Source organism: Bacillus sp. N6 (genome assembly GCF_052805735.1).
Map to the genome: position 1 here is coordinate 2632463 of NZ_CM127843.1, position 16503 is coordinate 2648965.

Sequence of the window (16503 nt, forward strand, 5' to 3'; positions counted from 1 at the left end):
AGGATTTTTTTATGCCGTTAACTTTCGAATTAATTCACTGAGCAATTTAATCCCGTAAGTCATTTGTTCTGGTGAAGCATATCCATATGATAAACGAATGTACTGATCTGATTCTTCTTCATAAATACGTCCTGGGTTTAAAAGAATTCCTTTTGATAGAGCCTCTGAAAATAGTTTTTTCATCGGAATGTTATGTACAACCTTTAGCCATATAAAAAATCCACCACTAGGAATATCCCACGATGCAATATCTGTACAATATTTATTTAAAGCTCGTATCATTATTTGTCTTCGCTCTTTCAGGTGCATTCTTACGTTTGCTACATGTTCTTCATAAAAACCTTCATTTATCCATTCAGCAGCTACTCTTTGAGATAAAGAGCTGGATCCATAGTCTGTTTGCATTTTTATATCTGACAATCTATCAATAACAGGTTCTGGTCCGATTATCCATCCAATTCTAAGTCCTGGGCTAAGTGTTTTAGAGAGACTACCAATATATAATACATGTCCATGTTTATCCATCGACTTTAAAGGAGCTGGAGGTGATTCATCAATCCATAACTCTCGGTAAATATCATCCTCGATGATAGGCAACTGCTCTTTTTCACATATTTTTAATATTTCTTTTCTTCGCTCTTTGGACATCAATATCCCCGTTGGATTTTGAAAACAAGGGATTGAATATAAAATATTATTCTTTTGACTATATTTAATTCGTTTTAATAAGTCGTTAGGTAAAATACCGTGATGGTCCATTGATATACCGGATAAATTTATATTTGCTGATTGAAAAACATGAAGTGAATATAAGTAAGAAGGTTGTTCAAGTAAAACAGTTGATTTTCTATGTAAAAGACCAATCGATATTAATTGTAATGCTTGGAGTGCACCAGAGACTATTAATATAGAATCCGGTGATGCATGTATTCCAAATGATCTTACATATTTGCTTATTGCTTCACGTAACGGATAAAAACCTTTTTGTTCTTCGTATCCGAAATAATCTAATTCCTCACTGACGTTTTTTATTATAGATTGCATAGTTTCGAGCGGGAAAAGATGAGGTGCAAGTTCACCTTTACTAAGATGGATAAGCGTTTTATTTGCTTCTGCTTCATTTATTTCTCGCACCATTAACTTACTTGGTTTATGAATACCGGCTTTTACATATTCACTCCAATCGGGCGGAGGATTAGTTGCTAATAATGACCATGTATTATTCATTACAATTGTTCCTGCTCCGATTTGTCCTTGAATTAAACCATCTGCTATAAGTTCATCTAGCGCAGTAATTACAGTACTTCGATTTACATGAAATAATTTTGCTAACTGCCGCTGACTAGGGATTTTACTTCCAATTGGCCATTCTCCGTTTTCAATTTTTTCTTTCATATAGTCTATTATCTGCTGATATTTGGGCACTTTTTTATCGGTCGTCATATAAAAAACTCCTTCGTTTATTTAAAAGATTCAAAGTGGTTGGTTTTTCCGATAAATAACTGGTTGAAGACATTGTATCAACTATTAAATATGATGAAAAGAAATAATTGGTAATTTAAAAATGGTTGGTTTTTTAGGGAAGGAGAGAAAATATGCATAATAAAAAATGGGATTTACGCATTATATGTGCTCACGCTTTTACAATTCTTATATGGGGAACTGCCTTTCCAGCAATTCGTATGGGGCTTGAATCTTATACGCCTGAACACCTTACTTTACTACGCTTATTAATCGCCTCATTTATACTTTTGTTATTTTCATTTATATACAAACTACGACTACCGGATTTAAAGGATATCCCAGCAATTTTTATATTTGGTGCTCTAGGATTTACTATTTATCACATCGCATTAAACTACGGCGAAAAAACAGTAAATGCTGGATCTGCAAGTTTAATCATTTCAGTCACTCCAATAGTAACGGCAATTCTTGCTTCTGTTTTTTTGAATGAAAAAATGAAATTAAATGGCTGGATCGGTGGTGTAATGAGTTTTGCAGGAATTGCCTTAATTTCATTTAGCCAAGGCGACGCTATTCAATTGAATAGCGGGGGATTATTTATATTATTAGCGGCGATTTCAGAAAGTCTATTTTTCGTTTTCCAAACATCTTACTTAAAAAAATACGGCTTCTTACCATTTACCATATATACAATTTTGTCTAGTACTGTATGTATGCTTATTTTCTTACCCGGAGTTTATCAAAAAATACTAGCAGCTCCTCTTGAAGTTAACTTGAGCGTTATATATTTAGGTGTCTTTCCAACAGTACTCCCGTATATTGCATTGGCCTATATTATATCTCGTGCTGGTGCTTCTGAAGCAACAAGTTCTCTATATTTAACGCCAATAACTGCGTGTTTCATTGCTTGGATATGGTTAGGAGAAGTGCCAACTTTAGTTTCGATAATTGGCGGAGGAATTACTATACTTGGAATTGTGATTGCTCATATACCAGTATTAAGAAAAGAAAAACATAGGAATTTAGCAAATAATCAATCCGTATAATGTAATTCAATAATGATTTTATGATACTTTTTTATATAGTTTCTTTCTTATGTTGATAAATATAATATTTTGTATTTCAGTTAAATATTGTATGTTACATTTTATGTAGTAAGCAATTTAAAAGGAGCTGACAACATAATGAATGGAAAAAGAAAAATTTTCACATGTATTTCTATTGTAGGAATCGGACTAGCTAGTTTTTCTAATTCTAGTTTCGCAGCAAGTGTAACGGACAATTCAATACAAAATTCTATTCCCGTAGTTAATCAACAAGTAGCTGCTGCAAAGGAAATGAAACCATTTCCCCAGCAAGTTAATTATGCAGGTGTTATAAAACCGAATCATGTTACACAGGAAAGTTTAAATGCTTCTGTAAGAAGTTACTACGATAATTGGAAAAAGAAATATTTGAAAAATGATTTATCTTCTTTACCTGGTGGTTATTACGTAAAAGGAGAGATTACAGGTGATGCGGATGGGTTTAAGCCACTTGGAACTTCAGAAGGTCAAGGGTATGGGATGATAATTACAGTATTAATGGCTGGTTATGATTCGAATGCTCAAAAAATCTATGACGGTTTATTTAAAACAGCAAGAACTTTTAAAAGCTCTCAAAATCCTAATTTAATGGGATGGGTTGTCGCAGATAGTAAAAAAGCACAAGGTCATTTTGATTCTGCTACTGATGGAGATTTAGATATTGCGTATTCTCTTCTTCTTGCTCATAAGCAGTGGGGATCTAATGGAACAGTTAATTATTTGAAAGAAGCACAAGACATGATTACAAAAGGTATTAAAGCTAGTAATGTTACAAATAATAACCGACTAAATTTAGGAGATTGGGATTCTAAAAGTTCACTTGATACGAGACCATCTGATTGGATGATGTCACACCTTAGAGCATTTTATGAATTTACAGGTGATAAAACTTGGCTTACTGTTATTAATAATTTGTACGATGTTTATACGCAATTTAGTAATAAGTACTCTCCAAATACAGGACTTATTTCAGATTTCGTTGTAAAAAACCCACCACAACCTGCACCTAAAGACTTCTTAGATGAGTCAGAATATACAAATGCCTATTATTACAATGCTAGTCGGGTACCATTGAGAATTGTAATGGACTATGCGATGTACGGTGAGAAAAGAAGTAAAGTCATTTCTGATAAAGTCTCTTCATGGATTCAAAATAAAACGAATGGAAATCCTTCTAAAATTGTGGATGGTTATCAATTAAACGGATCCAATATTGGGAGTTATCCAACTGCTGTATTCGTTTCACCATTTATTGCTGCAAGTATAACGGATAGCGATAATCAAAAGTGGGTAAATAGCGGTTGGGATTGGATGAAGAATAAGAGAGAAAGTTATTTTAGCGATAGTTATAATTTATTAACTATGTTATTTATTACAGGAAACTGGTGGAAGCCTGTACCTGATGATAAAAAAACACAAAATCTAATAAATGATGGAATTTATGAAGGATACGATAATTAATTAAATTTGAGAATGGTTACTGAAGAAAGGAATTAGCATACGCTAGTTCCTTTTTAATATTTTGTAAAACATTATCCATTCTAAAATTCGCATAGATATACTTGCTTTTTTCATATACATAGTTATTGATGACTCTATGTTTTTATGAGGGGAGAGTATTTCTTGGAAAAAGTATTATTTTTCGGAGACCCAGGTATTGATGACTCATTTGCCATTATGTATGGTTTACTGCATCCCGAAATTGAAATTGTCGGTATTGTAACCGGATACGGAAATGTTGAGCATATACATGCTGCACATAATGCAGCGTATATTTTACAGTTAGCAAATAGACAAGACATTCCTGTCATTAGTGGTGCAACAAAACCACTGACAGAAGAAATCACTACGTACTATCCTGAAATTCACGGAGCAGAAGGATTAGGGCCCATCCATGTTCCGGAAAATGTATTATCTATTCCAATATACAATTTTGGTAGTATTGCTGCGATTCTTATAAAGCACGGAAAAGATTTAACGATTGTTGATGTAGGAAGATCTACCTCGTTAGCAATTGCGTTTAATTTATGGAATGATTTAATGCTAAATGTAAAAGGAATCTATTTCATGGGTGGTGTTTTTTTAGAAGTCGGAAACGTTACGCCATTAGCGGAGGCAAACGTGTATGGGGATCCTATAGCAAGTAAAATTGTTTTCCATCAAGCAAAGAATTTATTCATATTCCCTTTAAATGTAACAAACAAAGCTGTGTTAACACCAAATGTATTTAACTATATTCAAGCTAATACAAAGAATCCATTTCATATGATAATGAAACCAATGTATGATTACTATCTATCCGCATACCAAAAACTTAATCCATCTATGGAAGGGCCTTTGCTACATGATGTGGTTGCAATAAGTGGATTAGTAAATCCAAGTTTTTTTGAATTTGTGCATCGTACAGTAAATGTAGATACATACGGAGATACGAAAGGACAAACATTTGCTGATTTTCGCCCTAGCTCTATATCTGAAGGAGCCCATATAGCACTAGAAATAGATGAACAAAAATTCATTCAAGATTTTATAAAAATCATGTTATAAGTTGCTGTCGAAAAAGGGAATTATTTCAATGCGTTGAATATAAAAATACATCCTCTAGATAAAGGAGCTTACAATATTGAATGTCCAGTTAAAGGTTGTTACGAGAGACAATTGGGAAGATGCATTAAAGTTACAAGTTAAAAAAGATCAAAGAAAATTTGTCCCCGCTGTATCAGTTTCACTTGCTAAAGTATATATAAAACCAGATGGTGACAATGTAGAGTACATACCATTCGCTATATACGATGGTGACCTTATGGTTGGTTTTGTTATGCATGCTGTTGTAATAGAGACATCGGATATGTATTGGATTAACGGATTTATTATTGATCAATCGCAGCAAGGTAATGGTTATGGAAAAGCAGCATTACAAGAAAGTATTGATATAATAAAAAATACTTTTAAATCGTGTAAAGAAATAAGATTAACCGTACATAAAGATAATGTCTCTGCAAAGAAATTATATGAACGATATGGTTTCATATCATTAGGACAGGAGTATGATGGTGAGCAAGTATACCGTTTATTTGTTTAACTATTAAAAAGTAAAGGTGTGAAATGAAATATGCAATTTACTGAAGTGAAAATGGTCAAATATGCGAAGGGCAAGAATGTAAAGTTGAAATAAAGTGTAAACGAGAACTTGTAAAAAGTGCTCTTGAAGTTATTAATGAAATTCATCCATATGAAACACCAATGATTTATATAATCCCGATATTAAATGATTATTTTGAACAAGTGTAGATTGAATGACTAGGAGGAATATCAATTGAAAAGTAAATTCCATCATATTGTACGAGCAGTCATGATAAAAGATGAAAAATTATTAGTTGCTGAATATATCGGCCATCATTATTTTTTACCTGGTGGCCATGTTGAAATTGGAGAATCAGCAGAGAATGCATTAAAAAGAGAATTAAGAGAAGAACTTGGAGTAAACTGCAGTATAAAACGATTTTTAGGAGTTATAGAAAATCAATGGCAAGATAAAGAAGTGCTTCATCATGAAATTAATCACATTTTTGAAGTAGAGTCACAAGATTTACATACGGACTTAACACCGAAATCTAGCGAGTCTCATTTAGCATTTCACTGGATAGATTATAATAAAGAAGCCTTAAATCATTATGAAATCATGCCAATGCCTTTAGTAAAGGAATTACTAGAAAGAAAGTTAAATGATGAACTACTAAATTGTTGGATTAGTAATTTTTAAATCACTTTATTTATAGTAAATACGTCCATCGAATGAATATAAAGAAAATAGGCTGAAAAACAAGGTACATCACCTAGTGTAAGTTCATATTTTGTTGATGTACGCATTTAGTCTATAGTCTTGTTTCTACTTTGTTTAAAAGAATTTATTAACTTTAATATTTGGACGGAATTTACATTTATAAATGGAGGGTTTCATAATGAATCAGTTTCAACAAGAACTACAATCATTAAACCTTAATGATTATCAAACGGGCAATGTTGTGTATTGGGATCAACAACAAAGTCAATATCCATACTTTTACATTCAAGACGATGCACGTCGTTGCGGCGGTTGTGGAGGTTGTGGTGGACGTTGCGGCGGATGCGGCGGTAGATGTGGAGGTTGTGCAGGTCGTTGCGGCGGATGCATAGGATGCGCAGGATGTTTCAGTTGCTTTAATTGCTGGAACTGGTGGATTATTTAAGTGTAGAAAATCCAAGCTATTTTATATGAAAGAAAGGTGTAAAAACTATTTTGCACTTTTCTTTCATGTTGTAATTCCCGAACGTATTAAGGAGGATTCATTTGTATACATATGATAAGTTGATTTCTTGGGTAGAGAATATAAAAGAAAAAAATCATAGTTCTGCTACAGCACTTTGTATTATAAAAGATAATAAAATCGTACTAGAGCATTATAGTGGTTATCACTCAAATACATCTACAACCAAGAGAGTAACAGCATCTTCACAATTTAACGTTGCTTCTGCTAGAAAAAGTTATTTAGGATTAATGATAGCGTATGCGCTTTACGAGGGGAAAATAAACTCTATCGATGATGAAGCGATAAAATATTTTAAAGACTTTGATCCTGTATTGCTTGGTAAAACGACGATAAGACATTTAGTAACACATTCGCACGGATTAGAAGAAACGAATGACGGGACAATTTTTCGTGAATTTGAACCGGGACAATCATGGGCGTATAGAGATATTAATGTAAGAATGATCACACGTCTTATTTATCAGCTATATAACAAAAGTTTTCCTGAATTGTTAAAGGAGCGTGTGTTTAAACCTGCTAATTTTCAAGAAACAGGTTGGAGAGTTCAACGAGATGAAAATTTAGTTGACGTTGTTAATAATCCAAATGAAGACGCAATTAGTGAAATTGGTACGGTAGATGACGGTACTGAAAAAAATTTATTTGTCTCAGCTAGAGAATTTGTGCAGTGGGGGAATCTTCATTTAAATCAAGGTATGATAGATGATAAACAAATTGTTCCAAAAGAAGTTATAAAAATCGCTACGAGTTTGCAGAGCCCAACATTTATAAACAAAGAGCTACCACAAAATGGGGTGTTTTGGTTCATCCAAAATGAGCCTGCACAATTAAGCGAACTTGGTGAACGTATTCCAAAAGGATCGTATCAAATATTAGGGATTACTGGACCGACTATTTTAGTAATACCTGAATATAATGTAGTTGTTGCAAAAATGTATAACAAAAGATATAACTACGGCGGTGATAATTACTTATATTATTTACGTGAATTTAGTAATTTAGTCGCTGATACATTTAGTAACGGTAATAGGGCATAATTACTCCTATAACAAAAAGGAGTGATTGAAAGTGAAAGATAAAGTGAACAAAAATAAAAAACAAAATATAAAAGATGTAAATACAGAGCAAAATGCGATTTATAGCGATCCTAAAGATGCAGCTAATATGCAAACTGTACCGCAGCCGAAGGATTTTGATGAAATCGAATATTAATTTTTCATCCGACTATATGATGAATGAAAAATACGTCTTAAGTCTCATCACATATAAGAAATTATTTGATAACATATATACATAAGCATTTGAAAATGGCTTATCTTAACAAAGCTTTCTTTAGAAACATCTGATATAACCTGCAAAAGACACTTCTTTATGAAGTGTCTTTTTGTGTATATGAACTTAATTACCATTTTCCGTACAGTATCTTGCAATTTATGATGGATATACTAACTGTGAAAATTCATGTCAAGATAAAAGAAGGGGACAGTTAGTATGAAGCAAACTTCTATAAATCCGTTACTAATTGTTCTAGGTACAATCATTGTTCAAATTGGACTTGGAACAATTTATACATGGAGTTTATTTAATCAACCCCTTGTAAGTAAGTTTGGATGGAATCTTAATGCAGTAGCGATAACTTTCTCTATAACAAGTTTTTCTTTATCATTCTCAACTTTATTTGCAGCAAAGTTACAGAAAAAATTAGGACTTCGGAAACTTATTGCTACTGCAGGAATTGTTTTAGGACTCGGCTTAATACTTAGTTCACAAGTTTCTTCCTTACCACTATTATATTTATTAGCTGGTGTCGTTGTTGGTTATGCGGATGGAACAGCTTATATTACATCACTATCTAATTTAATTAAATGGTTTCCAAATCGGAAAGGGCTTATTTCAGGTATATCTGTATCAGCGTATGGAATGGGCAGCTTAATCTTTAGATATATAAACGGAAATCTTATCGATAACCTTGGTGTATCACAAGCATTCTTATATTGGGGTATTATCGTGTTACTTTTAGTATTAATCGGATCGTTCTTCTTACGTGAGGCAATTGTAAGTAATACTGTAACTGAAACATTACACAATGACTATACTCCGCGTGAAATGATGCGAACGAAACAAGTATATCTGCTATTTTTTATGTTATTCACCTCGTGTATGGGTGGTTTGTATTTAATCAGTATGGTAAAAGATATCGGCGTACAACTTGTTGGACTTAGCGCAGCAACCGCTGCAAACGCCGTTGCTATGATTGCAATCTTTAATACAGTAGGTAGAATCATTCTTGGGACGTTATCAGATAAAATTGGGCGAATGAAAATTGTCTCTGCAACGTTTATTATTATAGGATTGTCAGTCTTTACTTTAAGTTTTATTCCGCTAAATTACGGAATCTATTTTGCTTGTGTAGCAAGTGTCGCCTTTTGCTTCGGCGGTAATATAACTATATTCCCAGCTATTGTCGGAGATTTCTTTGGATTAAAAAACCATAGTACAAATTACGGGATTGTCTACCAAGGTTTCGGATTTGGTGCGCTTGCAGGATCATTCATTGGAGCGATACTTGGAGGATTTCAACCAACTTTCATTATAATTGGTGTTTTAAGTGTTATTTCCTTCATTATTTCAATATTAATCCGTCCACCAAATGTAGAAAAGAAAAAGGAACTAAAACATCTACATCGGAAAGTAGCTTAATTTTAAAAAGAGTCCTCATACTAGGGCTCTTTTTTATTCCATTAACTTTGCTTCTTTACTAACTCATTAAAGACAGGACAATATCATTTTAAAATTGAATAGATAAGTAAAAAGGAGCGTGATACTTAAAATGAAAATAGTACAGCAGTGGGTACAAGAAGATAGTGATTACATAAGAGAGAAAGTAATTGAATATAATCAAAAATATCGCGCAGATAAAGAAAAAACACCTTCAGAAAAGGTTAGTTTCATAGTAAGAAATGAAAAAGAAGAAATAGTAGGTGGGGTAACAGCGATAACTTTTTGGCACCATATACACGTTGACTTTCTATGGGTTTCTGAAGAATATAGACATGAAGGTTACGGAACCAAGTTAATAAAACTTATTGAAGAATTTGCAATTGAAAAAGAGTGCAGGTTAATCAATTTAGATACTTTTAGTTTTCAGGCACCTGATTTTTATAAGAAGCATGGATATAAAGTAATCGGAGTAAGTGAAGATCATCCGAAAGGACATAATCATTATTATTTAGAAAAACGGCTAAAAAGTATATAGAATTTGTTAACATTAGTATTTGGAATACAAATGCAATAAGGGCGAGGTTATTATTAATTTCAGTATTAATTGAATCAATTTTCATACTAAAACTGTAAGAACGTACTTTGGATAATCTTCCTAAGGTACGTTCTTTTTTATATCAGTAGCCTATTTTTATTAACTCCATCAATAGCGGTAAAGGCAAGACTTTACTAACTTATATATATTAAAAGGAGTTAATGGTAGAATGGATAGAAGACAGAAAATTCCTTTTATTAAAAATAGAGGAGGTACATATGAAAAAAGTTAATGTTACATACGCGATTTTGTACGATAAAACAAACGAAAAGATCTTAATGGTAAAAAACAAAGGGGAAAATGGTTCTTATTATACATTACCAGGTGGCGCAGTTAAATTAGGAGAAACGTTAGAAGAAGCAGTAATTCGAGAAGTAAAAGAAGAAACAGGGTTACATATAAATGTAAACGGGATTTGTTCTATCAGCGAAGCCTTTTTTGAGGAAAGAGATCATCATGCAATTTTCTTTAATTTTCTAGGCGAAATAATCGGCGGGGAGACATATATATCAAGGCCAAAAGAAATCGAAGAGATTACTTGGATGGAATTACATATAGCAGCACCGTATTTACGCATACCAGAACATTTACTAGATTTATTACAAAGGAAAGAAACAGTACCGTACTTTTTTAACGGAACAATCGTTCATCAATCTTCATAAAAATATTATCTCATGTAAGGCGGGGAAAACATGGAGTTCATCGTTAATCACAAACAATTTATTCAAGCACTTTCAGAAGTTAACAAAGCGATATCAACAAAATCTTTAATTCCTATATTATCTGGTATAAAAATAACTGCAGATCAATCTGGAATTACTTTAATCGCAAGTAACTCGAATATTTTTATCGAAAAATTCATTCCTGTTTCAATTGAAGACGAAAAGATTGCAACTATTTTAAAGGCAGGAACTATTGTTGTACCTGCAAAGTATTTCATTGAAATAATAAAGAAAATGCCAAGTGATATAGCAATAAAAAGTAAGAATGAGCAATTAATTACGATACAATCAGAAGAAATCACATTAAGTTTAAATGGATTTCCTGCAGATGAGTTTCCGAATGTACCGCTTATAGACAATCATGCAGAAATCAAAGTAGAGACAGAGCAATTGATTGAAGTATTTAAACAAACAGTCTTTGCGGTAGCGAAAAATGAATCTAGACCTGTTCTTACTGGGGTGCATATAGAGTTATCTAATAATAAGTTAATTTGTGCTGCAACTGACTCACATAGACTAGCGATACGTGAAACATTGCTTTCCTCAGATGTAAAAGCAAATTGTATTGTACCAAGCGCAACCATTAGTGAACTTCTAAAATTAATGAACAGCAATTCAGAATTCGTATATATCTATCTTTCAGAGAGTCATATTATATTTACGCTCGGAACAACTACATTATATTCAAGACTAATCGAAGGGAAATATCCTAATATTTCCAATCTTATTCCGAACGACTTTAAAACAATTATTAACATAGATAGAAAAAAGATATTACAAGGTGTAGACCGATCAAGTTTATTAGCAAGTGAATGGGCCAATAACAATGTTAACTTAGAAATCATAAACGAATCTACAATTAAAATTTCTTCAAACGCTTCTCAAATTGGGCAAATATCCGAAACGCAACAAATAGATGCGATTCAAGGCGAAAAACAATTAAATATATCTTTCGATGGGCGTTTTATGGTTGATGCTTTAAGAGCAATAAAAGAAGAAACGATTACTTTAAGCTTTGGCGGTTCTATGAGACCGATATTGATTGAAGCAGGAAAGCAATCTGCAGCAGTACATCTTATATCACCAGTAAGAGCTTATTAGGGATAGAGGAAGGAATTACATTATGTACAAGCAGACTTTTGTTTTATGAAATCATAAATTAATACATTATAAGAATGATGTATTAGTATAGCAAACAGTTTACTAATTCCTACATAATATAATTCATAGACAAAGCAGCAATGGTAATCTGAAATACAAAGCAAAATAATAATAACCTAAATATAAAAGCATAGATTAATCGATATGGGGTGAGTACGATGAAGAAAGTAATTGTTTTACTCATTGGTATAGTTTTAATTATTTTTGCTTTTTATCAATACAACAAAAAAGACTATGCAGCTAAAAATACTAACTTGTATGTAGAAGACTTTAAAGGGGCAAATGATTCAATAAAAATACAATCTGCTATTAATAAAGCAGCGTCTAGTAAAATAAAAACCGTATTGCTTGATGATAAAAAGTATAAAATCACGTCACCAATCACTGTTAAAAAAGGTGTGAAATTATTATTTGGTTATGGATCACAATTTGTGGTTGAGGGAAACTTTAGAGTTCTAGAACTAGAGAAAAACGCATCCATTGAAGGAGCGTATATAGCTATTGACGATCCTAAATTTAACTCTGAAGTTATTTATTTAGACGGTAAAAATAAATATTATAACACTTGGAACAAAACGCAAATAAAAGATATAAATATTATTAATTGGACGGAAATGAATAAAGGTACCGGAATTTCTTTATACTCTGCTGGAAAAGAAAATGAAATTTCGTTTGTTAACTTCGAAAACATTAAAATTGTAGGAATGGAAACCGGACTAAAATTAGTAGCAAAAAAACCGAGCACCGGACAAGCTTGGATAAATGCCAATCGTTTTATGAACTTTTCTTTAGAAGACTGTGTAAATATGATTTATATGGATAGTCAAGTAACTACGCCAAATGAAATTAGTGGGAATCAATTTACAAATCTTCAAATACAGCCTTCAAATAAAACAAAAAGCATTATACAGGTAAGTGGTCAGCATAATGAATTTCATGGGATGGTGTGGGATTTAAATAAAATAAAACATGAAAACGAACTCATTGAACTGACTGATAAGAGTATGAATACAGTGGTTGAAATGTCCAGTGTACCAGCCAATAGAGTTTTAGATAGTGGGAAATCCAATATTGTGAAATAAGTTTAAATACAGAAAAAAGAGCGAATTCTTTATAAGAGGATTCGCTCTTTTTATATTTTAAAATTAAATTTCCTTCCACCAAGCGGATGAAGGATAATTTGTAGATTTCAACGTAATAGATTCGCCAATTTGAGGCGTTGTAATTTTAACTCCTAAACGGTTAGCTTCTTTCGTAACACGTTCTATCGGGTCACTCCATTCGTGTAATGCTAACGTAAAGGCACCCCAATGAATCGGAAGAAGTAATTCTCCTTTAACATCAATATGAGCTTGTACCGTTTCTTCAGGCAACATATGAATAGCAGACCACCTCGGATCATATTGCCCGCATTCCATTAATGTAAGATCGAATGGACCGTATTTCTCACCAATTTCCTTAAAGTGAGGGGCATAACCGCTATCACCACTAAAGAAAATTTTAGTCTCTTGACCAAGAATAAGCCATGAACACCATAATGAACGATCTCTATCTGTCATACCACGTCCCGAGAAATGCCTTGCAGGCGCACATACTAACTTAATATTATCAAACGTAATTTCGTCCCACCAATTATGTTCACTAATTTTACTAGACGAAACACCCCATTTAATAAGATATTGTGCAACTCCAGTTGGAACATAAAAGTGCTTTGCGCGATCTTTTAACTGCATAATACTTTTGTAATTCAAATGATCATAGTGATTATGAGAAATGATAATCGCATCAATTTCTTGAAGGTCATCACGTTCTAAAGAAAAAGTACCACTATAGCGTTTACTATTAAACAAAGGAAATGGGGAAGAGGCATCTCCAAACATAGGGTCTAATAATAGTTTTTTACCTTCTATTTTCAAAAGAGAAGCAGAATGGCCAAACCATGTAACACTCTCTAACGATTCATTATCTTTATTTGATAAAACGATAGGCAAATCCTTTATAGGACGCAGCTTTGATTTTATTTTAAAGTAATCCGTCATTAAACTTATAATATCTTTCGGTTTAAAACTCATATCAGTATGAATTTGATTTGTATATTTCTTATTCATTCGTTCTCCTTTTTACGATTAACAATTTACGTATGTTGTTTTTGTAGCTATTTGTAGTTTAAACTATATTATTTTACCTTTCATCTAAAATGCCTTGTATTTCATAAATCCGTCAAATTCATTATTTGTATCTATAAAGTACAAATCGCACAGCAGCAGCTAAGACAAATATTAAGTACATGTAAATTGTTTTTATTTAGTAAATTCCTTCTTATACGCAACAAAGAACATATGTTCCGTTGTATGTTATAGAAGAAAATATGTCTCTAATAAAAGAAAGGAAGGAGAGGATGTAAGTGCACATAGAACGAAAAAAGAAATCAAAATGTAAACTATCAAAATCTGAAATAACGCAGCTATATGCAGAGGGGAAGAGTACCTCAGAGATCGCTACACTTGCTAATGTATCTGCAAGGTATATTCGTATGGTTTTATCAGACAGCAACGTTCCAAGGCGCGCTATAGGGAGTTGGAAGAGAAAGTATGACATAACAGAAAATTATTTTAAAACGTGGTCAAATAACATGGCTTATATTTTAGGGTTTATAGCAGCAGACGGTGCTATACCAAAAGAAAATCAATGTGTCAGTATATCACAAAAAGAAAGTTATATTTTAGAAAATATAAAAAAAGAACTAAAAACAAACCAGCCACTTTATCAAAACAAAAAAACAGGCGTATACATGCTAAATATTAATAGCAAAACAATAAAAGACGACCTTATGAACATACATGGAATTATGCCATGTAAATCATTTAACATCGAATTTCCTTTTGTACCAGAAGAATATTTGCATCATTTTGTTCGTGGATATTTTGATGGGGATGGTTACGTCAAGTATGAAACTTATACAGTAAGCTTTGTAGGAGGATCATATAACTTTATGAATTCTTTACATCAAATTCTTCAAAATCGCAATTTACGAGCCGATTTACTAAATCAAAACAAACATTATCGCGTTATTTTATCTGGAAGGAAATCAATACAACTATTTTCAAATTGGATTTATAAAGACAAAGATATTTATTTGCATAGAAAATATGAAGTGTTTCAGAAAGAAAGTCTGAGTTTAGATCAATTACAAGATCGAAAATTAAAACAAACTCAAACTGCCGTTAAACAAAGAAAACAAAATTTCCTTGAAGAATATATGAAAAATAAATGTAATGCTACAACTTGTTCAAATTTAGAAATAAGCGAATCGGCTTTCAAACGTTGGCTAAAAAATGATAATCAATTTAAAAGAGATTATGAAAAGATTAATTTAACAATATCCACTAGCGATAACTAAATATAAAATCCTAAAAAACCTTAGAATAGGTATGAAGATAGCTATTCTAAGGTTTTTTATTTTTAAATCATAAAGGATTCTTAATTTTGTTGATTGAATATAGTAAATACATAGATTTTACAATTGTCTTGATAAAAGCCACCTTGCAAAAGAAATTTATCAATCCAGAAACGATGCCACCAACTTTTGGATATTCACATGTAGTGGAAGTTAGTAACGCTAAACGAACAATTTACATATCTGGACAAGTAGCGATTAACACTGATGGTCAAATAGTTGGCATTGGTGATTTAGCTACACAAACGCGACAAGTTTTCGAAAATATTAAAAGTGCATTAGAAACTTCGGAATTAAGATTTAATGATGTAGTAAAATTAACATTTTTCCTAACAGATATTTCTCAAATGGCCATTGTTAGAGATATACGAGATCAATACGTTGACACTAACAATCCACCAGCAAGTTCAGCTGTCGAAGTTGGAAAGTTAATTAACGATAACTTATTAATTGAAATTGAAGCAATTGCTGTAGCAAACTAATTTTAAGAACTTATTCGTAATCATATCAATGCAATTCGTTTAATGCGTTCAGTTAAAACGAATTGCATTTTTTATTGTCTTAAATATAATTTATATCTGGAGACATTTCCATCAACAACTTATAAAACAAACAACTAAACAATCCATCACACAGAATGATTAAAAAGAACGAGGGGAGGATAATCACAAAAACTAACTTATCTATAATAAGTTTATTATTTAAAGTTAGTTAACATAATATATATTATAGGCAGTTATAGAAACAAAGCAATATCAGGTATCAAAACCCAAGTAAACTATACTTAATGAGACAAAGCAGAGATTTTTAGTGAGATTCACATGAAATCTTATCTAAACAAATTTTTTCAGTTTTTATCGTTTTTATTTGTTATAAATTCATCACAGCAAATCTTAATCAATAATCGCTTAAGATTTAACGAATTAAAAACATTTTTGATTGGCAAGAAATTTTTATACAGAAAAATTATTTCTATACAAAATATAAA

Annotated in this window: 17 protein-coding genes and 1 pseudogene; 16 read left to right on the top strand and 2 right to left on the bottom strand. The window is 32.1% G+C overall.

All coding sequences use genetic code 11. The features are described 5' to 3' along the window. Positions 1 to 9: 9 nt before the first annotated feature. Positions 10 to 1443: an efflux pump transcription regulator NorG gene (gene norG, locus ACUXVC_RS13450; RefSeq protein WP_069355697.1), complete on the bottom strand. Its 1434-nt coding sequence runs from the start codon at positions 1441 to 1443 to the stop codon at positions 10 to 12. 152 nt (positions 1444 to 1595) lie between these two features. On the opposite strand from norG, the gene ACUXVC_RS13455 reads away from it, so the two are divergent. The 14 genes and pseudogenes from ACUXVC_RS13455 to ACUXVC_RS13520 all read left to right on the top strand — a co-directional run bounded on the left by ACUXVC_RS13455 (position 1596) and on the right by ACUXVC_RS13520 (position 13140). Then, complete coding sequence (locus ACUXVC_RS13455) at positions 1596 to 2510, top strand: DMT family transporter (RefSeq protein WP_078993712.1); 915 nt, start codon at positions 1596 to 1598, stop codon at positions 2508 to 2510. 138 nt (positions 2511 to 2648) lie between these two features. Beyond that, positions 2649 to 4010, top strand: coding sequence for a glycosyl hydrolase family 8 (locus ACUXVC_RS13460; RefSeq protein WP_095690781.1), 1362 nt, complete (start codon positions 2649 to 2651; stop codon positions 4008 to 4010). Positions 4011 to 4172: 162 nt separating this feature from the next. Further along, positions 4173 to 5096: a nucleoside hydrolase gene (locus tag ACUXVC_RS13465; protein WP_095690780.1), complete on the top strand. Its 924-nt coding sequence runs from the start codon at positions 4173 to 4175 to the stop codon at positions 5094 to 5096. Between the two features lie 76 nt (positions 5097 to 5172). Continuing rightward, positions 5173 to 5631: a GNAT family N-acetyltransferase gene (locus tag ACUXVC_RS13470; RefSeq protein WP_071739418.1), complete on the top strand. Its 459-nt coding sequence runs from the start codon at positions 5173 to 5175 to the stop codon at positions 5629 to 5631. 47 nt (positions 5632 to 5678) lie between these two features. After that, positions 5679 to 5840 (top strand): annotated as a pseudogene (gene cutA, locus ACUXVC_RS13475) (divalent cation tolerance protein CutA); the annotation flags it as partial. A 25-nt stretch (positions 5841 to 5865) separates the two neighbouring features. After that, on the top strand, positions 5866 to 6312 hold the full coding sequence (locus tag ACUXVC_RS13480; protein WP_071739419.1) for an NUDIX domain-containing protein: 447 nt from the start codon (positions 5866 to 5868) through the stop codon (positions 6310 to 6312). A gap of 199 nt (positions 6313 to 6511) precedes the next feature. Beyond that, complete coding sequence (locus ACUXVC_RS13485; protein WP_071739420.1) at positions 6512 to 6778, top strand: heterocycloanthracin/sonorensin family bacteriocin; 267 nt, start codon at positions 6512 to 6514, stop codon at positions 6776 to 6778. Between the two features lie 101 nt (positions 6779 to 6879). Continuing rightward, positions 6880 to 7896 (top strand): serine hydrolase domain-containing protein, encoded by a 1017-nt coding sequence (locus ACUXVC_RS13490; protein WP_095690779.1) that lies wholly within the window; start codon positions 6880 to 6882, stop codon positions 7894 to 7896. Between the two features lie 31 nt (positions 7897 to 7927). Next, complete coding sequence (locus ACUXVC_RS13495; protein ID WP_000653680.1) at positions 7928 to 8071, top strand: hypothetical protein; 144 nt, start codon at positions 7928 to 7930, stop codon at positions 8069 to 8071. A 279-nt stretch (positions 8072 to 8350) separates the two neighbouring features. Then, a complete protein-coding gene (locus ACUXVC_RS13500) occupies positions 8351 to 9559 on the top strand; it encodes an L-lactate MFS transporter (protein WP_095690778.1) in 1209 nt (402 codons plus the stop codon). A 130-nt stretch (positions 9560 to 9689) separates the two neighbouring features. Beyond that, positions 9690 to 10115, top strand: coding sequence for a GNAT family N-acetyltransferase (locus ACUXVC_RS13505; protein WP_095690777.1), 426 nt, complete (start codon positions 9690 to 9692; stop codon positions 10113 to 10115). A gap of 278 nt (positions 10116 to 10393) precedes the next feature. Beyond that, positions 10394 to 10837: an NUDIX hydrolase gene (locus ACUXVC_RS13510; protein WP_016081388.1), complete on the top strand. Its 444-nt coding sequence runs from the start codon at positions 10394 to 10396 to the stop codon at positions 10835 to 10837. A 30-nt stretch (positions 10838 to 10867) separates the two neighbouring features. Further along, positions 10868 to 11998, top strand: a complete 1131-nt coding sequence (dnaN, locus tag ACUXVC_RS13515; protein ID WP_095690776.1) for a DNA polymerase III subunit beta — start codon at positions 10868 to 10870, stop codon at positions 11996 to 11998. A gap of 218 nt (positions 11999 to 12216) precedes the next feature. Continuing rightward, positions 12217 to 13140, top strand: coding sequence for a hypothetical protein (locus tag ACUXVC_RS13520; protein WP_095690775.1), 924 nt, complete (start codon positions 12217 to 12219; stop codon positions 13138 to 13140). Between the two features lie 63 nt (positions 13141 to 13203). Here the strand turns inward: ACUXVC_RS13520 and ACUXVC_RS13525 are convergent, their stop codons facing one another. Next, entirely contained in the window at positions 13204 to 14166 is a 963-nt protein-coding gene (locus ACUXVC_RS13525) for an MBL fold metallo-hydrolase (protein ID WP_446026146.1), read from the bottom strand. Between the two features lie 296 nt (positions 14167 to 14462). Here ACUXVC_RS13525 and ACUXVC_RS13530 point away from each other — a divergent pair, with 296 nt between their 5' ends. Then, positions 14463 to 15458 (top strand): LAGLIDADG family homing endonuclease, encoded by a 996-nt coding sequence (locus ACUXVC_RS13530; protein WP_144465225.1) that lies wholly within the window; start codon positions 14463 to 14465, stop codon positions 15456 to 15458. Positions 15459 to 15601: 143 nt separating this feature from the next. Next, positions 15602 to 15997 carry a RidA family protein gene (locus ACUXVC_RS13535; RefSeq protein ID WP_144465226.1) on the top strand — a complete coding sequence of 132 codons (396 nt, stop codon included), beginning with the start codon at positions 15602 to 15604 and terminating at the stop codon, positions 15995 to 15997. Positions 15998 to 16503 lie beyond the last annotated feature (506 nt).